This window comes from Actinoplanes sp. NPDC051494, assembly GCF_044454705.1.
Taxonomy (GTDB): domain Bacteria; phylum Actinomycetota; class Actinomycetes; order Mycobacteriales; family Micromonosporaceae; genus Actinoplanes.
Genome location: NZ_JBITDZ010000007.1, coordinates 85,003 through 107,546, shown reverse-complemented (window position 1 = coordinate 107,546; position 22,544 = coordinate 85,003). Strand labels below are relative to the sequence as shown.

Annotated in this window: 20 protein-coding genes; 13 read left to right on the top strand and 7 right to left on the bottom strand. The window is 72.4% G+C overall.

Annotated elements, in window-relative coordinates; all coding sequences use genetic code 11:
• Positions 1-59 precede the first annotated feature (59 nt).
• The 5 genes from ACIA6A_RS24000 to ACIA6A_RS23980 all read right to left on the bottom strand — a co-directional run bounded on the left by ACIA6A_RS24000 (position 60) and on the right by ACIA6A_RS23980 (position 7,310).
• Positions 60-908 (bottom strand): DUF1616 domain-containing protein, encoded by an 849-nt coding sequence (locus ACIA6A_RS24000; protein ID WP_396100069.1) that lies wholly within the window; start codon positions 906-908, stop codon positions 60-62.
• On the bottom strand, positions 905-3,769 hold the full coding sequence (locus tag ACIA6A_RS23995) for a hypothetical protein (RefSeq protein ID WP_396100068.1): 2,865 nt from the start codon (positions 3,767-3,769) through the stop codon (positions 905-907). The genes ACIA6A_RS24000 and ACIA6A_RS23995 overlap by 4 nt, the downstream gene beginning before the upstream one ends.
• A 110-nt stretch (positions 3,770-3,879) precedes the next feature.
• The gene (locus ACIA6A_RS23990; protein WP_396100067.1) at positions 3,880-5,208 is read right to left on the bottom strand and encodes a glycosyltransferase; all 1,329 of its coding nucleotides are present in this window, start codon (positions 5,206-5,208) and stop codon (positions 3,880-3,882) included.
• Positions 5,205-6,167 (bottom strand): glycosyltransferase family 2 protein, encoded by a 963-nt coding sequence (locus ACIA6A_RS23985; protein ID WP_396100066.1) that lies wholly within the window; start codon positions 6,165-6,167, stop codon positions 5,205-5,207. Before ACIA6A_RS23985 ends, ACIA6A_RS23990 begins: the two co-directional genes overlap by 4 nt.
• Positions 6,168-6,338: 171 nt before the next feature.
• Positions 6,339-7,310 carry a glycosyltransferase family 2 protein gene (locus ACIA6A_RS23980; protein WP_396100065.1) on the bottom strand — a complete coding sequence of 324 codons (972 nt, stop codon included), beginning with the start codon at positions 7,308-7,310 and terminating at the stop codon, positions 6,339-6,341.
• Positions 7,311-8,135: 825 nt separating this feature from the next.
• Here ACIA6A_RS23980 and ACIA6A_RS23975 point away from each other — a divergent pair.
• The 5 genes from ACIA6A_RS23975 (at position 8,136) to ACIA6A_RS23955 (ending at position 12,758) form a co-directional block, all read left to right on the top strand.
• The gene (locus ACIA6A_RS23975) at positions 8,136-9,071 is read left to right on the top strand and encodes a sulfotransferase domain-containing protein (protein WP_396100064.1); all 936 of its coding nucleotides are present in this window, start codon (positions 8,136-8,138) and stop codon (positions 9,069-9,071) included.
• 79 nt (positions 9,072-9,150) lie between these two features.
• Entirely contained in the window at positions 9,151-10,065 is a 915-nt protein-coding gene (locus ACIA6A_RS23970) for a hypothetical protein (RefSeq protein WP_396100063.1), read from the top strand.
• A 436-nt stretch (positions 10,066-10,501) separates the two neighbouring features.
• Complete coding sequence (locus tag ACIA6A_RS23965) at positions 10,502-10,852, top strand: S-adenosylmethionine decarboxylase (RefSeq protein WP_396100062.1); 351 nt, start codon at positions 10,502-10,504, stop codon at positions 10,850-10,852.
• Positions 10,853-10,862: 10 nt separating this feature from the next.
• Positions 10,863-11,765, top strand: a complete 903-nt coding sequence (locus ACIA6A_RS23960) for a hypothetical protein (protein ID WP_396100061.1) — start codon at positions 10,863-10,865, stop codon at positions 11,763-11,765.
• A 3-nt stretch (positions 11,766-11,768) separates the two neighbouring features.
• Positions 11,769-12,758 (top strand): serine/threonine-protein kinase, encoded by a 990-nt coding sequence (locus ACIA6A_RS23955; protein ID WP_396100060.1) that lies wholly within the window; start codon positions 11,769-11,771, stop codon positions 12,756-12,758.
• 3 nt (positions 12,759-12,761) lie between these two features.
• On the opposite strand, the gene ACIA6A_RS23950 is transcribed toward ACIA6A_RS23955, so the two are convergent.
• Positions 12,762-13,622, bottom strand: coding sequence for a universal stress protein (locus ACIA6A_RS23950; protein WP_396100059.1), 861 nt, complete (start codon positions 13,620-13,622; stop codon positions 12,762-12,764).
• On the bottom strand, positions 13,619-15,073 hold the full coding sequence (locus ACIA6A_RS23945; RefSeq protein ID WP_396100058.1) for an amino acid permease: 1,455 nt from the start codon (positions 15,071-15,073) through the stop codon (positions 13,619-13,621). The genes ACIA6A_RS23950 and ACIA6A_RS23945 overlap by 4 nt, the downstream gene beginning before the upstream one ends.
• Positions 15,074-15,328: 255 nt before the next feature.
• Between ACIA6A_RS23945 and ACIA6A_RS23940 the strand changes: the two genes are divergently transcribed.
• The 8 genes from ACIA6A_RS23940 to ACIA6A_RS23905 all read left to right on the top strand — a co-directional run bounded on the left by ACIA6A_RS23940 (position 15,329) and on the right by ACIA6A_RS23905 (position 22,520).
• Positions 15,329-15,679, top strand: a complete 351-nt coding sequence (locus ACIA6A_RS23940; protein ID WP_396100057.1) for an STAS domain-containing protein — start codon at positions 15,329-15,331, stop codon at positions 15,677-15,679.
• A 5-nt stretch (positions 15,680-15,684) separates the two neighbouring features.
• Positions 15,685-16,380 (top strand): alpha/beta hydrolase, encoded by a 696-nt coding sequence (locus ACIA6A_RS23935; RefSeq protein WP_396100056.1) that lies wholly within the window; start codon positions 15,685-15,687, stop codon positions 16,378-16,380.
• 209 nt (positions 16,381-16,589) lie between these two features.
• Positions 16,590-17,462 carry a hypothetical protein gene (locus tag ACIA6A_RS23930; RefSeq protein WP_396100055.1) on the top strand — a complete coding sequence of 291 codons (873 nt, stop codon included), beginning with the start codon at positions 16,590-16,592 and terminating at the stop codon, positions 17,460-17,462.
• A gap of 3 nt (positions 17,463-17,465) precedes the next feature.
• Positions 17,466-17,957, top strand: coding sequence for a hypothetical protein (locus tag ACIA6A_RS23925; protein WP_396100054.1), 492 nt, complete (start codon positions 17,466-17,468; stop codon positions 17,955-17,957).
• Positions 17,958-17,992: 35 nt separating this feature from the next.
• Entirely contained in the window at positions 17,993-18,436 is a 444-nt protein-coding gene (locus ACIA6A_RS23920; RefSeq protein WP_396100053.1) for a DUF5990 family protein, read from the top strand.
• Positions 18,433-21,414: a DEAD/DEAH box helicase gene (locus ACIA6A_RS23915; RefSeq protein WP_396100052.1), complete on the top strand. Its 2,982-nt coding sequence runs from the start codon at positions 18,433-18,435 to the stop codon at positions 21,412-21,414. The genes ACIA6A_RS23920 and ACIA6A_RS23915 overlap by 4 nt, the downstream gene beginning before the upstream one ends.
• Positions 21,407-22,159: a hypothetical protein gene (locus ACIA6A_RS23910; RefSeq protein ID WP_396100051.1), complete on the top strand. Its 753-nt coding sequence runs from the start codon at positions 21,407-21,409 to the stop codon at positions 22,157-22,159. The genes ACIA6A_RS23915 and ACIA6A_RS23910 overlap by 8 nt, the downstream gene beginning before the upstream one ends.
• Entirely contained in the window at positions 22,149-22,520 is a 372-nt protein-coding gene (locus ACIA6A_RS23905) for a hypothetical protein (protein WP_396100050.1), read from the top strand. Before ACIA6A_RS23910 ends, ACIA6A_RS23905 begins: the two co-directional genes overlap by 11 nt.
• Positions 22,521-22,544 lie beyond the last annotated feature (24 nt).

Below are 22,544 nucleotides of genomic sequence, written 5' to 3'. Positions count from 1 at the left end.
CTGGAGATGAACGGCGAGCAACCATCGTGGACGTTCCATGTTTCGCGGGGAAGAACTTCTCACTCCGCGGCGCTGACCGAGATCGAGCGGAACAGGTCGCCGTCGTTGCGGTACAGGTCGAAGGTCACCCGTACGTCGTCGGGCACGGTGACCGTCTCGGTCCACTCGCCGTCGCGGTCCGGGGTCACGTCACGGGTCCCGGCGGTGTCGCCGGCCACCGCGCTGATCGTCACCCGGTACGGCGACTCGCTGGTCAGCAACCCGGTCGCCTTCAGGACCACCGTACGGTTCCCGTCGGCGTCGGACCGGCCCGGCGGTGACGCCGAGAACGCGGTGACCGAGGTCGTGGACGACGTCGACAGCGAGGTCTCGACCGACAGCCACGCCGCCCCGCCGAGGATCGCGGCCACCAGCACCAGTGGCAGCAGCTGGCGCGGCAACCGGCCCGGCGGCGGGGCCTCCGGCTCCTGCACGGCGGCCGCGGGCACCACCGACATCATGATGGTGTGCGCCTCGGCCGGGGTACCCGTCGCGCCGGCCGCCTGCAACCGCGGGGCCGGCGCCGGTTCCGGGGACCCGGTGGCGCGGGCCTGGGCGGCCTGGGCGACCAGCCCGGCCAGGGTCACCCCGGCGGTCAGGGCGGTCCAGCTGACCTGGTTCAGCGGGGCGCGGCACACGTACAGCAGCAGGCCGCCGACCACCAGCGTGGCGAGGCTCAGCGCCGGGGCGAGCACCACCCGCTCGATCCGGGTGAGGGCGCGCCGGCGGGGGAACAGCGCGCCGGTCAGCGCGTACCCGGGCAGCACGAACCCGAGCAGCAGCCCCCCGGCGATGTCCAGCGGCCGGGGGGTGAGCAGCACGAGCGCGGCGCAGCCCACGGCGGTCGCGGCGGCGATCCAGGCTTTCACAGGTTTCCCATGCGGTAGACGCGGACGATGCCGTTGTCGTACAGGCGGTCGACGCCGGCCAGGTCGTCGAACTTGCCGATCTGCTGGGCCGTCAGCGGGGAGGTGATCGACCCGGCGTGCGGATCGTTCTCGAAGTACGCCTCACCCTCGGGCAGCTGCTCGCCGAGCCGCTTGTCCACCACCAGGTACTGCACCTGGAGGTCGGTGACCAGGTTCTCGTCGTCCAGGCTCCACTCGTCGGAGTAGAACAGCGTGCCGACCTCGCGGACCGGGTCCTGGCGCCCGTACGTCGACGCCAGCGACACCGACGTGATGTCACCGCCGACCCGGTTGGCGTGCCCCAGCGTGTCGCGTTCCCAGTACGCGGCCGCCACCCCGTACTCGTCGACCGAGCGCTCGAACGCACCCGCCAGGTACGGGCCCGGCAGGATCGACCCGATCGGTGGCCAGCCGCCGGCCCGCGCGCCGATCATCAGGATCGTGATCGTCAGCGACCCGGCCGCGACCCGGCTGTACAGGTTCCAGTTGCCCGGCGCGATGTAGTCGATGGCCGGCGCCGCGGCCCGCCACTGCCGTTTGCCGTCGCTGTCGCGCTCGGGGATCAGCTGGACGCCGCGGACCAGTGCGATCGCGGCCACGATCGAGATCGGGACGTACGTGAACGTGGACAGCCGCCCCGCGATCTCCGGCCCGCTCTGCCCGAGGAACCGGACCCCGTTGCCGGCGAAGAACAGCGCCCCACCGGCGATCGCCGCCCACCGCCACGGGTCCCGGTCACGGCGCTGCAGCATGTCGCGCAGCAGGGCCAGATAGAGCACGAACAGCGCGACCAGCCCGGCACCCTGCAGCGCGAGCTGCCCGATGCTCACCGCCGCGGTCGTCGACGACGCCTCGGAGGTGCCGTTGACCAGGTTCTGCACGGTCGACACCATCTGCTCGACCGGCGCCTCGAGGTAGCCCAGCACGTCGCGGGCCACCGTCGTCATCCACGTCACGACCACCGCGGCGGCGATCCCGGGCACGATCAGCGCGCTCCACCGTCGTGGCCGGGCCAGCACCAGCTCGGCCACGGCCAGCAGCGACAGCGTCAGCACCAGCGCGAACGCGGTGATGTGGTGGCTGACCGTGGCCACCGCGATCGACAGGATCGCCAGGGACAGGAACTGCCAGCCCCCGGAGGTACGCCAGCGCCGGGTCGACCAGACCGCCAGGATCAGGAACGGCAGCGCCGCGGTCTGATAGAGATAGCTCGAGTTGAAGAACAGGTAGTGCAGCGCGGTCGCGTAGATCGCACAGCACACCCCGGCGACCGCGGGGGACCGGCTGGCCCGCAGCACCACCGCGAACATCGTCGCGACGAACACCATCCGCGCCACGCCGGCCACCAGCGTGCCGGCCGCGACCACGGGCAGCCCGGTCAGCGAACCGATGGCCGCGCCCATCTCGGCCAGCCCGGGGAAGTTGACCGCCGGCGGCAGTGCCGGGTTCGGCTGGAACAGCTTCCCGGTCTCCATGATCACCGTGGTGCCCAGCCAGTGCTGCAACTCGTCCGGGAAGCGGAACTGGTCCGGGCTGTACATCCACTTCAACAGGTACTGGTTCAGCGCCAGCCCCATGACCAGCAGGAACGACTCGGCCGCGCCGGCCATCCGCCGGCTGAGCAGCCGGACGACGACGGGCGTGAACACCACGACCTGACCCACCCAGTACGCGAACTGGTCGTTACCGGTCCCGATCCGCCCCCCGGCATACCCGAGGGCGACCATGAGCACGCCCAGCGCGGACATCAGCAGCACCGCGGGCGCGTGCCCCAGGTCCACCGCCGCCCACCGCCGCGCGGGCCGTGGTGCCGGCTTCCCGGGGACGCTCCCGGCCGTGGTGCCGGCCTTGGTGCCGGTCCTGCCGCCGGGCACGACCGGGATGAACGTGGTGGCGTCCGGGTCGCCCGTCCGGATCACCTGGGTGTCGTCGGCGGTGGAGATCCGGATGACCTGGGTGGCCTCGGCCGGATCGCCGCGCGCGGGCAGCACGATGGTTTCGTCGTCGCGTACCCGGGGGATGACAGCGGTCTCGTCCGAGTCGTCCGCCGGTGGCAGCGCGGGGCGGGGCAGCACGATGATCGCGGTGGCCTCGGGGTCGGTCTCAGCCTCGACCTGAGGGTCACCCTCGTCCTGCTCGACCTCTACCTCAGGTGCAGACTCGGCGTCGTTCTGTCCTGCTTTATCCGATTCTCGGCCGGTGTCGACCGGCTCGGGGTCCCGCGGCATCTCCGCCGACTGGATCGAGGTCAGCGGCGCGGCCCGCCGGAGCACCGGATCAGCGGACCCCGCATCCCCGGCAACCTGGCCATCGGCGTCCCCGGCCGGGCCTGTCCCGCGGGGAGTGGTGCCGGACGGGACTGCCTGATCGGGAGTGGTGCCGGGCGGGACTGCCTGGCCGGGAGTGGTGCCGGACGGGACTGCCTGGCCGGGAGTGGTGCCGGGTCCGGCCGTCCCGCCGGGCGAAGTTTCGGCCTCGACCGTCTTCCCGGACGCCGTGGTCTCGACCCCGGAGGCCGCCCCGGCCTCCTTGCCGGACGGTGTGCTCACCCCAGCCGTCCCGCCGGGAGCGGTTTCGGCTTCCTCGCCGGACACGGCCTTGATAACTCCCGCTTTCGCGGTCCCGGTGCCGGGACCGGAGGTCTGGGATGCGGTGGCCTGGGGCGTGACGGGTTCGGCCGCAGCGATCTTGGGCGCGGGAGAGCTGGGCGCGGGAGAGCTGGGCGCGGGAGAGCTGGGCGTGGGGGTCTGGGGCATGGGCATGCCGGGCTCGGGGGTGCCGGGCTCGGGACGGTCGGGCGCCGGGTCGGGGGTGTTCAGCATTCCGCCGCCGTTCCGCCGGTCAGCGGGACGGTCCGCCGGAGACCGATCTTTTGCCACATATGCACCGAGAATGCCCCGTTTCTCGGGTGATTGTCCGGGGAACCGCACGATCAGCGGCTGCCCCGGAGCTTGGCCCGGGCCGCGCGCCGGCCTTTGAGGTACGCGCGTGGCCCCGCCAGCATCCCGCGCCGGTTCGCGCCGAGCAGTTCGCGGGGGAAGTCCTCCTGCAGCGTGGACACCCGGAGGCTGTCCTTGCTGGTGAGGTCCCGCAGAGCGCCGGGCGCCAGTTTGAGCAGCGGCCAGAGCAGTCCGGGCCGCTTGAGCAGCAGGCTGGTGTACGCGGCGGTCAGCCCCGCCCCGTACCCGATCATCTGTTTGCGCAGGCCCTCGACGTCTCGCCGGTGGTAATGGTGGGTGATCGCCGTCGGCTGGTAGACGATGGTGCCGCCGCCGACGAGGACCTGGGTGAACGCGAGGGTGTCCTCCGAGCCCATGGCCGGGGTGCCGGCCCCGAGCGCGGTGTCCCAGCCGCCCACGCGTTCGATGACGCCCGGGCGGAACGTCATGTTGGCGCCGGTGCCGAACGGCGGCAGGGGGTACAGCGGGCTCTGGATGTGGGCCGTGGCCGGGCTGAACACGTCGGGGCGGAAGCCGCGGCCCTTGCTGTGCCCGCCGAACTGCTCGAACCAGAGTTGCGCCTGGGTCTCGAGCTCGGCCGGGACGATCACGCCGGAGACGACGTCCGCCTCCGGGTGCTCGGCCAGCGCGCGGGCGATCTCGGCGAGCCAGTTCGGGTCCGCGTACTCGTCGTCGTCGATCCAGGCGATGATCTCGCCGGCGGCCGCGGCCTGGGCGGCGTTGCGGGCGAACGACAGGCCGGCCCGGGGCTCCTTCAGGTAGCTCACCGGGCCGCGGCGGGCGGCCGAGCCGACCACCTCGGCGGTGGCTCCGGTGACCGGGGCGTTGTCGACGACGAGGATCTTGAAGTCCGGGTAGTCCTGGGTGAGCAGGCTGTCCAGGCAGCGGGCGAGCGCGCCGGGCCGTTCGCGGGTGCAGACCACGACGGTGATCGGCGGGGCATCGGCGAGCACCTCGCGGCGGCGGGCCAGGAACGCCGGTTCGGCCGCCGTCGTGATGCCGTCCACCGGCAGGGCGCTCAGGCCGAGGTCGGCCAGGCGCGGGGCCAGGGTGGTGGCCAGCTCGGCGTCGATCGCCGCCGCCAGCTGCGCGGGGGCCAGACCGGTTTCCGGTACGCCGGTCAGCACCGTCCCCAGCGGCTCGCTGAAGAGTCGCACGAGCACCCAGGCGCGCAGGACCCGTCGCCCGTCGGTGCCGGTCGCGGGCACCGCCGGCAGGGGTTCGGCCAGGTCGAGGTCGAGCACCACGGCCGGCAGGTCGCCGGTGGTGAGTTCCGGGGCGGTGAGCGCGTCGGCGGTCATCGGGTCGCTCCGGCGGTGACGGGCTGTCCCGTACGTTTCGCGTGCACCGTCTCCACGACGCCGCCCCAGCCGGCCGCGGCGACGCCGGCGAGCACCCCGCCGGCCTTGAGGGCGTGGTCCACGCCGTGGCCCCGGGCGGTCGCGCCGAGGTTGCGCAGCACGGCTTTCGGCAGCGAGCGCAGGTAGTCGCGTTCCGAGCCCAGGCTCTGCGAGCCGTCGAGCAGGCCGGCCATCGCCACCTTGCCGCGGCCCTCCGCGTAGCAGCGGCGGATGAAGAAGCCGAACGTCGAGGCGGCGGCGGGGACGTCGTGGCGGATGACGGCGTCCGGGACGTACATCCAGTGGCCACCGGCGTGCGCGCTCATGCGCAGGCACAGCTCGGTGTCCTCGGGGCGGTTCTGCTTGCCGAGCTTGCCGAAGCCGGTACGGAAGCCGCCGACCGCGAGGAACGTGTCGCGCCGCACCACCATGCCGGCCGACCACACGTTGCGGACCCGGGAGACGGTGGTGGGCATGCCGGCGTACGAGCCGCCGACCGCCCAGAGGAACTCGGCGGGCATCCAGCGTGGCTCGGCGATCTCCCAGGCCGGGGTGATGCCGCCGCCGGTGCCGATGACCTCGGGGGCGCTGAACGGGGCGACGAGGTTGCCCAGCCAGTCCGGGCCCATCGTCACGTCGTCGTCGACGAACGCGATCAGCGACGTCGAGGTGTGGAACGCGCCGGTGTTGCGGTTGCCGGAGACGCCCTGGGCGTACAGGTTCTCCAGCACCGTCACGCCGGCGAGGTCGCGCCGGGCCCGGCGGTAGAGCGCCGGGTTGTGGTCCACGACGACGACGATCTCGGCCGGCGTATAGCTCTGCGACTTCACCGCGGCGACCGTGCGGACGATCGTCGCCCAGCGCTTCTCGGTGTGCGTCGGGATGACGATGCTGACGGCGGGACGGGGGGTGCTTTCCACGCTGGGTACTCCTCGGGCGGGGTGGCCGCGGCGGTGCGGGGGCGGCCCGGCGGCCGTCGGATGCGGTCGCGGGCCGGTCGCCGCGCGCGGCCGGGGTGGTGCGAGAGAGGTGTCGCCGGACCAGGCGGGCAAGCGCTGGCAGGGCGGCCGGTGGTGCGGTGCGGTGGAGGGTCAGTCGTCGCTGGTCGTGCGGGCCTGGATGGCACGGATGTCGTCGGTGCGGGTGCCGGCCTCGTTGCGGCGGCCGGTGACCTGCTCGTCCCGGCGCGGGCCCCGGTTGACGCTCGCGACGTGCTGACGGGTGGCGGCGGCGCCGGTCCCGGCTGACGGCGGCCGGTTGACGACCTTGTTGAGCGTGCGTGCCTGCGTGCTGCCGGCCGGGGCGGTGGTGCCCGGGCGCTGGTGCACGATCACGGCGCCGCGGGCGGCGTTGAGCTGGCGCATCCGGCGGGTCCGGCCGTACTCGCTGAAGATCGTGCGCAGCACCCGGAAGCCGTCGCGGAACGTGTTGAGGTTGGTCTCGCCGTGGATACGGGCGTGCTCGACGCTGCCGACCTCGCCGACCTTCATGCCGTCGGCCGCGGCCCGGATGTTGATCATCGTCTCGATCTCGAACCCGTCGCCCCACAGCTTCGCGCCGTCGCTGGGCCGCGGCAGCGCCGGGTCCGGCAGGTCCAGCGTCGGCACGACGCGGGCCCAGAACGCGTTGTAGCCGTAGCAGAGGTCGGTGAACCGGGTCCCGAACAGCACGTTGACGACCAGGTTGAGCCCGTCGTTGCCGAGCTTGCGCAGCGGGGTGATGTCGTGGCTGAAGCCGCCCTTGGAGAAGCGGGAGCCCTTGACGAAGTCGGCGCCCGCGACGAGCTCGGCGACGAACGACGGGATCTCGGCCGGGTCGGTGGAACCATCGGCGTCGATCATCACGATGATGTCGCCGGTGCAGGCCGCGAAGCCGCACGCGAGCGCGTTGCCCTTGCCGGTGCGGGTCTGCTGCACGATCACGACGTCCGGCCGCAGCTCGCGGGCCACCGCGACGGTGCGGTCCCGGGAGCCGCCGTCCACCACGATCACCTCGTCGATACCGGCGGGAAGTTTGGCGAACACGTGGGGCAGGTTCCGCTCCTCGTTCAGTGTCGGGATCACGACGCTGACGGACGGTGATGAAGAACGGTTACTCGCTGTGTTGCCGGAGGACGGGGGGAGCTGCATGTCGTTCCCTTCGGGGGCGGCAGAAGCGACGGATTCAAGGATTTCCGGGAGCGGAGAACCAGGTCGTCGGCGTCTGCCCCCAAATCTAGCAACACGCTACGTAGCGTCAACTAACCAAAGGGACGGGGAGTCGATATCCGTGCGGCCACCTCTGACCAATCGGCTGAGCTGCGGCTATGCACACAGGTAACAAGATCACCCTTCCGTCCCACCAATCACGTTCCGTAACGGACATCGGGGCGGTCGGCGGTGTGGAAACGTGACCAAGGGCTATTTCGCCGACCCGGGGGATCGCGGGCACGCACCTCGCAAATAATTTATGTCCGACTTGTTACCGTGACCCGGCTCACGCGCAGTGATGTAACCCTGCGTACAAGCCACGGTTGCAGGACGGTTGTTTCCCGGCCGCCGCGCATGATCGCCCGTCGATGTCTACGCTGAGGTCATGACGAGTGACAACTCGCCGGGTGCCGGGGCCGGCGGTGCCGCCCGGGCCGATCGGCCGTCCGTACGCTGGGTGATCCGGTGAGCGGCCCCGGCGCGCAGTGTGTCTGCGGCCATCGCAAGGACGCCCACGAGCACTACCGGCCCGGCAGCGAGTGCGCGCTGTGCGGCCCCGAGATCTGCCCGCGCTTCCGTAAGATCCCCTGGTGGCGGCGGCGCGGCTGAGCGGTTCCGCGTGGTGGGCGGCGGGGTGCGAAAACCTACTGGATCTGTAGGCTTACTGGCGCTGTGCCCTGTCGACGAGGGGAGACCCCTGTGCCGCTTCCTGACTTCCTGATCGCCGGTGTGCCCAAGGCCGGGACGACCGCGTTGCACGCCGCGCTCGTCCGGCATCCCGGGCTCTTCCTGCCCGCGGTGAAGGAACCGAAGTTCTTTCTCACCGACGGGCGGCCCCCGGCGAGCGGGGGGCCGGGTGACGTGCAGACCTACCAGGAACACGTCTGGCGCCGGGACCGTTACGAGGCGCTGTTCGACGCCGCGCCGCCGGGTGCGCTGCGGGGCGAGGCCACCCCGTTCTACCTGTACGACAACGGCACGCACGACCGGATCCGGGCGCTCGTGCCGGACGCGAAGCTGATCGTGCTGCTGCGCGACCCGGTGGACCGGGCGCACTCCAACTGGACGCACCTGTGGAACGCGGGGCTCGAGCCGGAGGCCGACTTCCTGACCGCGTGCCGGGCCGAGGAGCGGCGCCGGGCCGACGGGTGGGCCGACTTCTGGCACTACGTGAGCCTCGGGCTGTACGGCCGGCAGGTGCAGCACCTCTACAAGGTGTTCCCGCGCGAGCAGGTGCTGCTGATGCGCTACCGCGATCTCAAGGACGCGCCGGCCGCAACCCTGGACCGGGTCTGCGCGTTTCTCGGGGTGCAACAGGGCGTGCTGCGCGAGATCCCCAAGGAGAACGTGAACCGGCACGTGGTCGAGGACAACACCCTCAACACCGTGCTGCGCGGCCTGCTGCGCGCGGGCGGGTCGTTCGGTCACCGGTTCCCGGTGCCGTTGCGGCTGGCCGCGCGGGGCCCGCTGCTGACCCTGCTGCACCGCCGGACCGGCAGCCGGCCGGTGACCACGCCGCAGGAGCGGGCCGCGCTGCTGCCGTTGTTCGCCGACGACATCGCGTTGCTGCAGGACGTGACGGGGGAGTCGTACGACGACTGGCTGGCCGTCGACCGACACGCCAGCGCCGCTTAATCCCTATCTTTCCCATGGATAATGCAAACTTGGGCGGATACTCTTCGCTGTGTCGCTGACGCCACGAAACGGAGCCGCTTTGTCCATCGGAACTCAGTCGTTGTCACTGCCTCGCTGGGAGGACTCGACCGTGGTGGTCGAGCCGCCCGGTGACGAGCCGGGTGCGTGGGCCGGGGCTCCCTCGGCCGTCGTCGCCGACGGTCACATCTATCTCGCCTACCGCCTCCGGCTGCCGATCGGCGAGGGGCGCGGCATCTCCAACGTCGTCGCGCGCTCGTCGGACGGCGTGCGCTTCGAGGTCGTCGCCGAGGTCACCAAGGACCAGTTCGGGGCCGAGTCGCTGGAACGGCCGGCTCTCGTGCGTACCCCGCAAGGGCGCTGGCGTCTGTATGTCAGTGCCGCCACGCCGGGCACCAAGCACTGGCGGGTCGACATGGTCGAGGCGGCGACGCCCGAGGGGCTGTCGACCGCGCCCGCCCGCACCGTGCTCGCCGGCGACGAGACCGTGGGGGTGAAGGATCCGGTCCTGCACCACGACGAGCACGGCTGGCACCTCTGGGCGTCGGTGCACCCGCTGGAGTCCTGGGACGACGCCGACCGGATGACCACCGAGTACGCCACCAGTCCCGACGGCATCGTCTGGACGTGGCGGGGCACCGCGCTGGCCGGGCGCCCGGGCCGGTGGGACACGCGCGGGGTGCGGGTCTCGTCGGTCGGCGTCGAGGGCGACACCATCCTCGCCGCGTACGACGGCCGGGCCACCGCGGGGGAGAACTGGGAGGAGCGCACCGGCGTGGCCCGGGGGGTGCGCCGGCCCGACGGCAGTTTCGGCGTGCTGACCGCCGAGGAGGGCGAGCCGCTCGGCAGCCCGCACGCCCCCAACGGCTTGCGCTACGTGAGCGTGGTCGAGCTGCCCGACGGCCGCACCCGCCTGTACTACGAAGCCACCCGCGCGGACGGTGCCCACGACCTGCGGACCGAGATCGCGCCCTGATTCCCGCACCCGATGAGAGCCGGGTCACGCGCTCTCCCCCCGGATGACACACCGTGATCTTCCTCGCCTACTGTCGTCCCCATAACGCCCGGTCCACCGGTGCCCCCGCCATCACCAACGGCGGCTGCAGACCGAGTGACCGCTAGTGGCGGGGCCTGTCTCACAAAGACGGGTCCCGCCATGTTTTTTTCCGTGACTTTCTCGTCGCGGTGCGTGTCTATCTGTGTGTACCATCTGCGTGACGCTGAGTGATCGACCTCGGCATGGCCGTTTGATCCGATCTGGCTACCCGTGTCAGGTCGCCCACGATGGCTTGTCCTGGCACCACATTGGACACAGAGTGGTGCGCGGCCCGCCACGTCGCGTACGCGTACCAATTCGGTGTGGCCACGAACCGTGTCGATGTGTCGTGACGCCGAAGGAGCCCCACCGCCCGATGCTGGACTTCCAGGACCTAGCCCCGGACATCACCCGTCAGCGCCTCGTCGTCGAGGGGTATCCGTCGTTCGCGATCACCGACGCGCACATCAGGGACTACCTCAGCGAGCTCTCGGCGGTGACCGGCATGATCACGCTCATCGAGCCGGTCACCCACGTCAGCGACCGCTACGGCTGGGCCGGCTGGATCCACTGGGAGACCTCGGGCGCGCACTTCTACTCGTGGGAGCGCCCGATCTCGTTCTTCAGCGTCGACCTGTACACCTGCAAGGCGTTCGACCCGCGGGCCGTGCTCGACTTCACCCGGGACTATTTCCGGGCCACCGAGATCGTGGGCAAAGAGTTCTGAGCGGCCGGTCATGGACGCGATCCGGTACGACGTCAGCGCCGCCCGGTCCCGCCGGGTCACCGCGGAGTTCCTCGAGCAGCACCCCGGCCGGCACCGGTTCGTCTGCGCGGTGGTGGCGACCGACAGCGAGCTCGCCGGCGTGGGCCGGGCGCTGGAACGGCAGGTGTTCGATGCCACGTTCGGCAACGACGCCACCGTGATGGCCGCCGAGTACGGCCCGTACGAGAAGAACAGCCTCTTCTTCGTGGTCCTGGACCGCCGCCGGGGGATCCCGGCCGGGGTGGCCCGCATGATCGAGAGCACCGGCGCTGGGGTCAAGACGATCGACGACGCGCCGGGGCACATCGGGGTCGGCGTGGACGAGATCCTCGCCGCGCACGGGATGGACGGGGGCACGGTCTGGGACTGTGCCACCCTCGCGGTCCGCCCGGAGTACCGCGGCCGGGGCACGTCCCTGCTGGTGAGCTCGTTGCTGTACCGCACCTTCCTGGTGATGGGGCAGCGCCGCGGGGTGCGGCACGCGGTCTCGATGCTCGACCGCGGCGCGTACCGGGGGATCGGTCTGCTCGGCACCCCGCTGCGACCGCTGGCCGGGTCCGGGCCGTTCGCCTATCTCGGCTCGCCGGAGAACCGGGCCGTGTACATGGACTTCCCCGCGATCGCCCCGGCCGTCGTGCGGCACGCCGCGACGCTGCGCCGGGGCGCGCGCCCGGGTCCGGGCCTGCTGCGCCGTGGTGGGCTGAGGCGATTCGTGTACGCGAGGATGGCCGCGACCGCGGCCCGCCGGGTCGGCACCGGACAGGGTCTCGACCACCTGATCGTGGTCCCCGGGGACAGTGATCCGAACGTGACGTTTGTGCTGCGTGAGGCCCGGGTACCCGACCACCGCACGGGGCGGTCGACGGGGGGATGACGGATGCGGGTGCTGGGCGGGCGGTATCAGCTCGAGCACCGCATCGGTGTCGGCGGCATGGCCGAGGTCTGGCGCGGGCACGACCAGGTGCTGGACCGGCCGGTCGCGGTCAAGATCATGGCGCCCGCGGTGGAGGGCACGCTCGGCGCCGTGGACGGCGTCGACCTGGTCCGCACCGAGGCCCGTTCGGCGGCCCGGCTGGCCCACCCCAACGTCGCCGGTGTCCACGACTTTGGCACCTCGCCCCGGCCCGGCCGCGACGACGTGCCCTACATCGTGATGGAACTGATCGACGGCCAGACGCTCAGCGAGCACCTCACCGCCGGCCCGCTCGACTGGCGGATCGCCGTGCGGGTCTGCGCCGAGGTCGCGGCCGCGCTGGCCGCCGCGCACGGCCAGCAGGTGGTGCACCGCGACATCAAGCCGTCCAACATCATGCTGACGCCGTCCGGGGCGAAGGTCCTCGACTTCGGCATCGCGGCCGCCACCGGCAGCCGCGACCCGGACCCGGACGGCCCGGTCATGGGCACCCCGGCCTACGTCGCCCCGGAACGCTTCGACGGCCTGCCCGCGACCCCGGCCTCGGACATGTACGCGCTCGGCGTGCTGCTCTACCACTGCCTCTCCGGCCGGCTGCCGTGGCAGGTGGAATCCGGCACCGCGCTCGTGCACGCCCAGCGCTACCTCGACCCGGACCCGCTGCCGGTCATCGCGGGCCTGGCGCCGGAGGTCCTCGACCTGTGCTCGCGCTGCCTCGACAAGGACCCGCTGGAACGACCGCCCGCGCTGGTCGCGGCGCTGCTGCTGGCCGAGGCGGTGGACGCCCGGGTGTACGTCCCGTTGATGGACGTGGGCACCCGGGTGCCCCGCCCGTCGGTCTCCACCTGGGACGAACGCGCCGCCGAGGCCCCCACCGACATGGCCGTCCCGGTGGACCACGACGACGCCGGCACCCCGGAGTACGCCGGCCGCCGGGGCCGGCACCGGGCCTGAGCCTCAGCCGCTGCGCGGGACCACCACGACCGGGCGGCGGGCCCGCCGCAGCAGTCGCGTCGACACGCCGCCGAGCAGCACCCGCCGGGCCGGGCCGTACCCGCGGGAGCCGCAGAACAGCACGTCGACGTCGTCGAGCTCGGCGAGCTGGTCCACCACGTCACCGGTACGGATCTCCCAGTCGACCGGCAGATCCCGGACCGACTCCGCCGCGCGGCGCAGCGACTGCTCGAACGTCTCCCGCGCGGTGTCGAGGAACGCGTGCTCGGCGTCCTGACCCACCAGGAACGGCAGCGTCGCGTCCGCGTCGGCGACCACCGTGTAGATCCGCACCGGCGTCCTCGTGCGGGCCGCCAGCCGGGCCGCCGCCTCCAGCGCCGCCCGCCCGTCGAGGGTGTCCACATAGGCGACGCCGATCCGCCCGAGCGTGCCCGGCGCCCGCTCCAGCCCGGCCGGTGCCACCGCGATCGGGCAGACGCTGCCGGCCAGCAGGCGGTCGGCGGTGCTGCCGGGGAACAGCCGGTGCCGGGGCCCGGCGCGACCCGAGCCGACCACGATCGCCTCCGCGCCCAGCTGCTCGGCCAGGTCGTGCAGGCCGTGCGCGGCCGACGTCGATGCCACCGTGCGGTACTCGGCCGCGGTGGTGAGCACCGCGCGGGCCCCGTCGAGCACCGCCTGCGCGGACCGGCGCCGGTCGGCCACCCACTCGGCGTCGACCCGGCCCGACCCGAGCGCGGCGGGCGCCGGGTGCACCACCGCCACGACCAGGGGCGCGCCGAGCACGGCCGCGGCCCACTCGCCCAGCACCAGTGCGTCGCGGCCGGACTCGCCGCCGTCCACCCCCACGATCACCGGGGCACTCATTTGTCCTCCAGCCGGACCCCGCCCGGGGTTCCGGGGGCCTGGGTGCGCAGGCGGGAGTGCTTGTAGCCGTACAGGAAGTAGATGCCCAGCCCGAGGATCAGCCAGACGACGAACCGGATCCAGGTGGACAGCGGCAGGTCGCTCATCAGGTAGACCGCGAAGAGCACGCCCAGGATCGGCAGCACCGGCGACCACGGCACCCGGTAGGGCCGGTTCATCTCCGGGCGGGTCCGGCGCAGGATGATCACCCCGATGTTGACCAGCACGAACGCGAACAGCGTGCCGATGTTGACGAGCTTGACGATCTCGGACAGCGGGACCAGCGCGGCGAGGATCGCGATCAGGACGCCCAGGCCGACCGTGAGCCGCGCCGGGGTGCCGAACCGCTGGTTGACCTTGGCCAGCCGCACCGGCAGCAGACCGTCACGGCACATGGCGAAGAAGATGCGCGTCTGGCCGTACATGATGACCAGCACGACGCTGGTGATCGCGACCACCGCGCCGAGCGCGAGCAGCCCGGCCGCCCAGCTGATCCCGGCGCCCTGATCGAGCGCCGCGGCCAGCGGCGCGTCACTCGACTCGAGCTCGGCCGGGCTGGCGATGCCGATCGCGCCGACCGCGGTCAGCACGTAGAAGACCGTGCAGATGACCAGCGAGCCGATGATCGCCAGCGGCAGGTCCTTGGCCGGGTTGCGGGCCTCCTCGCTGCCGGTGGAGACCGCGTCGAACCCGATGTAGGCGAAGAAGATGATCGCCGAGGCCGACGTGATGCCGTCGACCCCGGTCGGGGCGAAGTTGTGGAAGTTGCCGGTGCCGAAATTGAACAGCGCCACCACGATGAAGAACACCAGCACGGAGAGCTTCACGGCGACCATGACCAGGTTGACCCGGGCGCTCTCGGTGACGCCGCGGACCAGCAGCAGCGTGATCGCCAGCACGATGAACACGGCCGGCAGGTTGAAGATCCCGCCGTCCTCGGGCGACTTGGCTATCGCGTCGGGCAGCGTCCAGCCGAACGCGGCGTCCAGGAACGCGTTGAGGTTGCCGCCCCAGCCGACCGCGATCGCCGCGACGCTCACCCCGTACTCCAGGATCAGGTCCCAGCCGATGATCCACGCGACGATCTCGCCCAGCGTGGCGTACGTGTAGGTGTAGGCGCTGCCGGACACCGGGATGGACGACGCCAGCTCGGCGTACGACAGCGCGGAGAACGCACAGGCGACCGCGGCCAGCACGAACGACAGGATGACCGCGGGACCGGCCACCCCGGCGCCCTCGCCGATGACCACGAAGATGCCGGTGCCGATGATGGCGCCGACCCCCATCGCGGTCAGTTGCAGCGAGCCGACGGACTTCTTCAGCCCGTGGCCCTCCTGCGCCGTCTCGGTGATCAGGGACCGGACATCGCGGATCGCGAAGATCCCGGGTTTACGGTTCGAGCTGGTAGTCATGTGGCCCGCCCTCCATATTGACAACCGCCGTTGTCACCGTGGTGGTCATCTGCTCGGACCCGCAAGATGATCGGCGCGATGCGGGAAACTTGGCCGCCCGGGTTGCCGATCTCGGCGTGCGGTGGGTGACAGCCGGGGCACCCTGCGCCGCACCCGGTGTCCGCCCGGGTCACGGAATGGTGCGGCAGCCTGCGGGTGACACGGGCGCGTTGTACCGTGAAACGGGCGAGCGAACGGGACGGGGACGAAATTTCCATGGGTGAGGCCGTCATGACCACCCGCCGGCAGGCGGACGGTGCCATCGTGGTCGACGTGCGGGGCATGCTCGACGCGGCGACCGTCGACGCCCTGCGCAACGCTTTCGTGAGCACCCTGCACGGCCAGCGCCCGCTCTCCATGATCGTCGACCTGACGTTCGTCACGTTCATGGACTCGATGGGCGTCGGCGCCCTGGTCGCCGGCTACAACGCGGCCCGCGAGACCGGCACCCACTTCGTGCTGCGCAACCCGAGCGACTTCGTGCACCACCAGCTGCGCATCACCGGTCTCGCCGAGATGTTCGGCCTGCCCGCCCAGCCCTCGGGACCGCAGTCCTACACCCCCTGACGCGGATGGCCGGCCGGTGGCGTGACATCCCGCTGGCGCTCCCGGCCGTCCGGGGGCGGATCGACGCCCGTGTCTGGTCACCCCCGGTGCCGACGGACCGGGCCGTCCTGGTTCACGACGGTCCCGGGTACGACGGGATCGTCGCGTTCACCGAGCAGGTGATCGACTCGGGGCGGGTGCCCGGGTACCACCTCGTGCTGCTGCCGCCCGGGGACCGGCTGGAGTGGTATTCGGCCAGCCCGGCGTACGCGAAGGCTCTTGCGGACGACGCCCTGCCGCAGCTGACCGCCGAGCTCGGCCTCGGCGGACCGGTCGTCGGTGTCGGCGCGAGCCTCGGTGCCCTCGCCATGCTGCACGCCCAGAGCCGGCACCCGTGGATGTTCGCCGGCCTGTTCCTGCAGTCCGGCAGTTTCTTCCGGCCCGAGCTCGACCGGCAAGAGTCCGGCTTCGCCCGATGGTTGCGGGTCGTGCGGTTCACCGGCCGGGTGATCCGGGCGGACCACGGCCCCGGCGTGCCGATCGCGCTCACCTGCGGCACGGTGGAGGAGAACCTCGCCAACAACCGGGAGATGGCCGCCGCGCTCGGCCGCCAGGGGTACACCGTGGACCTCGCCGAGGTGCACGGTGGCCACGACCGGGCGTCCTGGCGCGCCGCTCTCGACCCGCACCTGACCGCGCTGCTGCAGAGGGCCTTCATGTAGGAGGAGCCGCTCATGGCCGACGTCGAGCACACCATCGGACTGCTGCTGGGCGCCGAGGACGACTGGCCACGGGCGTACGAACACCTGCTGAGCCGGGTCGGCCCGATCACCGGCCCGGACGGGCGTACCCATCGCGTCCGCAGTGTCCGGGTGACCATCGAACCGTTCAACCTGCGCGACCAGCCCCGGCACGACCTGGTCCCGAGACGGTGCTGGTCCCGTACAAGAACCCGCTCGACAACTCCCGCTGGGCCTACACGTCGGCCCGTTACAACCAGCCGTTCGACCTCGACGCCCTGGCCGGCTCGGTGGGCTATCCGATGTACATGAAACCGTACGACGGCGGCGCCTGGGTGGGTGTCTCCAAGATCCGCAACTCGGACGAGCTGCACGCCGCCTACGACGCGTCGGGCAAGATGCTCATGCACCTGCAGGCCGCGGTCGAGGATTTCGACGTCTTCGCCCGGTCCCTGACCATCGGCCCCGAGACCATGGTGATGAGGTTCCGCCCCGATCGCCCCATGCACGAACGCTACGAGGTGGCCCACGACTTCCTCGCCCCGGCGGTCGGCGACGAGGTCGTCACGATCTCCCGGCTGGTCAACGCGTTCTTCCGCTGGGAGTTCAACTCCTGCGAATCGCTGGTCAAGGGCAGCGAGGTGCACCCCATCGACTACGCCAACGCCTGCCCGGACGTGGCCGTGACCTCCCTGCACTACTACTTCCCCTGGGCGATGGCCGCGCTGCTGCGCTGGACCGTCTTCTGCGTGGTCACCGGCCGCAGACCCCGCCTCGACATGGACACCACGGCCTACTTCGCGATCGCCGACGACAGATCCCTGGGGTACGACGAGAAGCTCGCGCGCTATCGCCGGTTGGCCGACGACTACTTCGAGACCGGGAAGTACGAGGAGTTCTGCGCCGAACACCTCGCCCACGTCGACGAGATCGTCCACGACTGGGTCGGCTCCCCGGCCTTCCGGACATTGCTGGCCGAAACGGTCCGGGCGCAGTACCCACCGCACGAGCAGAACCGTTTCCTCGCCCACTTCACCGGGCTGATCGACGTCTGGCTACGCTGACGCGTGCTCGTTTCCCGATGGCGGTCGCCGCTCGTGCTGGTCGTGGTGCTCGGCGTGGCCGCGACGCTGATCTGGCAGCGCACCACCGGCCCGGCACCCGCGCCCGTCGAGGTCGATGCGACCGGTTTCGCCTACGTCCCGGCGCAGCGTCCTCCCGGCCTGATCAGCATGGGCCCCGGCAGCTACGCGACGGATCTGGAGGCGGCGATCGGCTCCTACCATTTCGAGGGCGGGCGGCTGGACGCCTACGTGGCGTTCTCGCCGAAGGCCGTCCCGGAATGCGCCGCCTGGTCCGTGGGCTCCTGCGCCCGGGCCGAGCGGGTCGAGGTCGCCGGCGTCGAGCAGCCGCTGTACGTGGGCGTCACCGTCCAGCCGCGCGGCCCGGAGCCGAGCGCCACCGAGAGCGACATCACGTCACTGAAGCGGTACTGGGCCGACGTGGCGTTCGTGCCGGTGGAGCAGGCCGCCTGGTACCAGGACGCGCTCGGCGCGTAGCGGGATCGTCGCAGGGTCGGCCTAGAGTTCAGGGCGTGCGGATCCGGATCGAGGGCAGTGACCTGCCAGGGTGTCGGGGCGGCGCGGAGGCCGACGCCCTGCGCCGCGGCAACGTGCACGTCGGCGTGCAGCGCAGGACCGAGGTGATCGACCGGTTCCCCGCCGACACCGCGTCCGTGAGCTGGGAGTTCGACGTCACCAGCCGCGAGGTCGACGACCTGCTCGACGTCGGCGGGCCCTATGTCCACGGCCGGCCGGGAGCGCGCTTTCTGTACCTCAACTGGGGCACCGTCGACGGCGGGACGTTCCACGGCTTCCGGCGGGCCAAACTCATGTTCGGCGACATCCCGACAGAGCTGCTGCGGGCCGCCCACGACGGCACCGCGACCCTGACCGCCCGTCTGGGCCTGACCGACGCGGCCGGCGGCCCCCGCTGCGCCCGGGTCCGCCCACCCGACATCACCTGGACCCTCGCATGACGGTCCTGCACGCGTTCATCGCCCGCGACGGCACCCTCGCCGTCTGGGGCGAGACCCCACCGTCCCCGTCCCCGCGGCCGTCCCCCACGGCGGGCCGGGGGGCGCATCCGTTCGCGTTCGCGCCCGGCGCCGGGCCGCGGCGGGCATCCACGCTGCTGCTGCCGTCCACCTCGGCGGGGCCGTTGCCGTCGCCGGGGCTCGGGCTGGCGGCGCGGCGGGGGACGCCGAGGCTGCGGCCGTGGGTGGTGCCGGCGGTGGTCGTGCCGTTCGTGACCGACGAGCTCGCCGACGAGTTCGGGGCGCGGGCCGCACCGTCGCTGACCTATCTCGCCGAGGTGTGCGCGTTCGCCGCCGACCTCGTCGCCCGGGGCCGGGTGCTGCCGGGGGTGCGCACCGACGGGCCCCGCGCGTTCTGGCGGCCGGTGCTCTCCGGCGCGGATGCCACCCGGCACGCCGAGCTGGTGGAGCGGATGCCGCCGGCCTGCCGCTCCGAACGCGCCCGGCCCGGCGACGTGGACGGGCTGCCCGCCGCCGACGCACTGCACGCCGCGCTGCACCTGCTCGTCGACGGCCTGGTCCGGACCCGCCTCGCCGAGTCCGGCGTGAGCCTCGGCGGCGCCGCCTGGCTCACGGCCCTGAGCAGCGACGACAGCGGATTCCCGGCGGACCGGCCCGGGGAGCTGGACGCGCTCGCCGACGCGCTCGACGAGTGGCACACCGAGGCGAGCAGCGGGGCCGCCGTCCGGGTGGTGTTCCGGCTCGGCCACCTGCACGAGATCGAGCCCGACGAACCCGACGCCACCAGCGTGCACGGCCCCGGCCGGCCGGATCCGGCCGCGCAACCCGCCGACGCGTGGCTGCTCGAGTTCCTGCTCCAGCCGATCGACGAGCCCAGCCTGCTGGTCGGCGCCACCGAGGTGTGGCAGGACGCGGTCGCCCCGCTGCGGCAGTGGACGCAACGCCCGCAGGAGCGGCTCATCGCCGGGCTCGGCCGGGCCGCGAAACTGTTCGGCGACCTCGACGCCGCGCTGCGCCTGCCGCGCCCCACCGAGCTGGTGCTCGACACCGAGGGGGCCTACCGGTTCCTCGGCCAGGCCGCGATCCTCGAACAGGCCGGCTACGGCGTGCTGCTGCCGAGGTGGTGGCGGGAACCGTTGCGGCTGGGGCTCGCGCTGGAGGTCCGCGGCACCGGGGCGGCCGCCCCGGTGCTGCGCGACGAGACCGCGAACCTGGCCGGGATCGTCGCGTACGACTGGGGGCTCGCCCTGGGTGGCCGGGTGCTGACCGACGACGAGCTGGCCGAGCTCGCGACCGTCAAGGTGCCGCTGGTGCGGTTGCGGGGCCGGTGGGTCTACCTCGACGCCGAACGACTGCGCACCGGGCTGGAGTTCCTGCGGCGCGGCGGTGGCACGATGACCGCCGGGGAGGCGGTCCGGCTGGTCCGGTTGCTGCCGCCCGAGCAGGTGCCGCTGCCGGTGACCGAGGTGCGCGGCAGCGGCTGGGTGGCCGACCTGCTGTCCGGGCGGCTGGGGGAGCGGCTCGAGCTCCTGGACCAGCCCGAGCGGCTGGTCGGTGAGCTCAGGTCGTACCAGCGGCGGGGTTTCTCCTGGTTGGTCTTTCTCGACGGGCTCGGTCTGGGCGCTCTGCTGGCCGATGACATGGGCCTGGGCAAGACCGTGCAGCTGCTCGCCCTGCTCCTGCACCGGCCCGGGCCGACGCTGCTGATCTGCCCGCTGTCGGTGCTGGGCAACTGGCAGCGCGAGGCGGCCCGGTTCGCGCCGGCGCTGCGGGTCACGGTGCTGCACGGCGCCGACCGGCCCGAGCCGGCCGAGCTCGCCGCCGGGGCCGACGTGGTGCTGACCACCTACGCGACCGCGACGCTGGACGCCGACGCGCTGGCCACCGTCGCGTGGGACCGGGTGGTGCTCGACGAGGCGCAGCACATCAAGAACAGCGCCAGTGGCACCGCCAAGGCCGTGCGCCGCTTCCCGGCCCGGTCGCGGATCGCCCTGACCGGCACACCGGTGGAGAACCGCCTCGCCGAGCTGTGGTCCATCCTCGACTTCCTCAACCCGGGGCTGCTCGGCAGCGCGCACACGTTCCGCAACCGCTACGCCGTGCCGATCGAACGCTACGGCGACGAGGACGCCGCGGCCCGGCTGCGGCACGCCACCCGGCCGTTCCTGCTGCGCCGGGTCAAGGCCGACCCGAACGTGATCGACGACCTGCCCACCAAGCGGCACGTCCGGCATCTGTGCTCGCTGACCACCGAGCAGGCCACGCTGTACCGCGCGGTCCTCGACGACATGCTGCAACGGCTGAAGCAGACGAACGAGACCCGGCGCAAAGGCATCGTGCTGGCCGCGATGACCAAGCTCAAACAGGTCTGCAACCACCCCGCCCAGCTGCTCGGCGACGGTTCGGCGCTGCCCGGCCGCTCGGGCAAGCTGGAACGCCTGGAGGAGATCCTCGACGCGGCGCTCGCCGAGGGGGAGAGCGCGCTGTGCTTCACCCAGTTCGCGCGGTTCGGGTCGATGCTGGTGCCGCACCTGAGCGCGCGGTTCGGGGTGCCGGTGCGCTACCTGCACGGTGGCACGCCGCGCGGGGCCCGCGACGAGATGGTGGCCGCGTTCCAGGCCGACGAACGCCCCGGCATCTTCGTGCTCTCGCTCAAGGCCGGCGGCACCGGGCTCAACCTGACCGCCGCCAACCACGTCGTGCACGTCGACCGCTGGTGGAACCCGGCCACCGAGGCGCAGGCCACCGACCGGGCGTTCCGCATCGGCCAGCACCGCGACGTCCGCGTGCACACCCTCGTCTGCCTCGGCACCCTGGAGGAACGCATCGACCGCCTGCTCGCCGACAAGGGCGTCCTGGCCGAGCGGGTGGTCGGCACCGGCGAGAGCTGGCTGACCACGCTGTCCACCGACGAGCTCAGCGACCTGGCCCGCCTCGCCCCGGAGGCCGTCGGTGACTGAACCCGTCTCCGCGCCGTTCGTGGCGATGTTCGAGGCGCTGCGGATGGCCCCCACCTTCGCCCGCGGCCGCCGCGACGCCCGCGCCGGGCACGTGCGCGCCCTCAGCATCTCCAGCAGCCTGGCCGTCGCCCAGGTCCGCGGCCCCGAGGACACCACCGCGTTCCGGTCCCGGCTCGCGGTCCGCGCGTTCGGCGCCGCCGCGTGGGCCGGCCTCGAGGACGACCTCGCGTCCCAGGCCCGCTACGTCGCGGACCTGCTCGCCGGCCGGATGCCGGACGGCATCGACGAGGTCTTCCGCCGCGCCGGGCTCACCCTGCTGCCGCTCTCGCTCGACGAGGTGGCCATGGACTGCACCTGCGAACGCTGGCCGCTGCCCTGCGCCCACCTCGCGGCGACGATCTACGCCCTGGCGGACTCGTTCGACACCGACCCGTTCGGCGTCTTCACCTGGCGCGGCCGGGGCCGCACCGAGCTGCTCACCCGCCTCACCCAGCTGCGCGGGACAGCGACGCCGCCACCGGTGGAGACGCCACCGCCCGACGCCACCCTGGGCGACCCCGCCGGCTTCTGGGACACCACGGGTACGCCGTCAGCGCCGCCCCCGCCGCCCGCACCGTCCCGCCCCGACCTCCTGCTCGACCAGCACGATCCGCCCCCGTTGCGGTACGCGGGCGGGTCGCTGGCCGAACTCCTCCGCCCGGCCTACCTGGCCCTGCCCCCGAGAGAAGGCACCCATGATCGATGACCTGCCGGTGGTCCGCGTGTGGGTCCACTTCACCGAGCACCACGCGATGAACGTGGTCGTGGAAGGCCCGGACGGCCCGTTCGACGCCGGCCTCACCCGGTGCACGAGCGACCTCGGCCGGATCGCCCGGGAAGCGGCCCACACGGCCTGGCGCACCGACACGTTCCCCATCGAGATCACCGTCGACCGTCCCTTCTGGATCAAGAAGGGCACGCTGGTCGAGCTGACCGAGGACCCGGAGGGCGCCACCCACCCGTACGCCTATGTGACCGGCTTCCTCCCGATGGGCCGGGTCCTGGTCCGGCATCCGCAGACCGGCGACGGTGTCTACGCCACGGAGGAGTTCACCGCGGTCCGGTGACCGCTGATCGCGCCGGCACCGGGC

Coding starts and splice junctions, on each gene's coding strand:
- ACIA6A_RS23995 (WP_396100068.1), bottom strand. CDS start 3,769: ATGCTGAACACCCCCGACCCGGCGCCCGACCGTCCCGAGCCCGGCACC.
- ACIA6A_RS23990 (WP_396100067.1), bottom strand. CDS start 5,208: ATGACCGCCGACGCGCTCACCGCCCCGGAACTCACCACCGGCGACCTG.
- ACIA6A_RS23965 (WP_396100062.1), top strand. CDS start 10,502: ATGCTGGACTTCCAGGACCTAGCCCCGGACATCACCCGTCAGCGCCTC.
- ACIA6A_RS23960 (WP_396100061.1), top strand. CDS start 10,863: ATGGACGCGATCCGGTACGACGTCAGCGCCGCCCGGTCCCGCCGGGTC.
- ACIA6A_RS23955 (WP_396100060.1), top strand. CDS start 11,769: ATGCGGGTGCTGGGCGGGCGGTATCAGCTCGAGCACCGCATCGGTGTC.
- ACIA6A_RS23950 (WP_396100059.1), bottom strand. CDS start 13,622: ATGAGTGCCCCGGTGATCGTGGGGGTGGACGGCGGCGAGTCCGGCCGC.
- ACIA6A_RS23945 (WP_396100058.1), bottom strand. CDS start 15,073: ATGACTACCAGCTCGAACCGTAAACCCGGGATCTTCGCGATCCGCGAT.
- ACIA6A_RS23940 (WP_396100057.1), top strand. CDS start 15,329: ATGGGTGAGGCCGTCATGACCACCCGCCGGCAGGCGGACGGTGCCATC.
- ACIA6A_RS23935 (WP_396100056.1), top strand. CDS start 15,685: ATGGCCGGCCGGTGGCGTGACATCCCGCTGGCGCTCCCGGCCGTCCGG.
- ACIA6A_RS23915 (WP_396100052.1), top strand. CDS start 18,433: ATGACGGTCCTGCACGCGTTCATCGCCCGCGACGGCACCCTCGCCGTC.
- ACIA6A_RS23905 (WP_396100050.1), top strand. CDS start 22,149: ATGATCGATGACCTGCCGGTGGTCCGCGTGTGGGTCCACTTCACCGAG.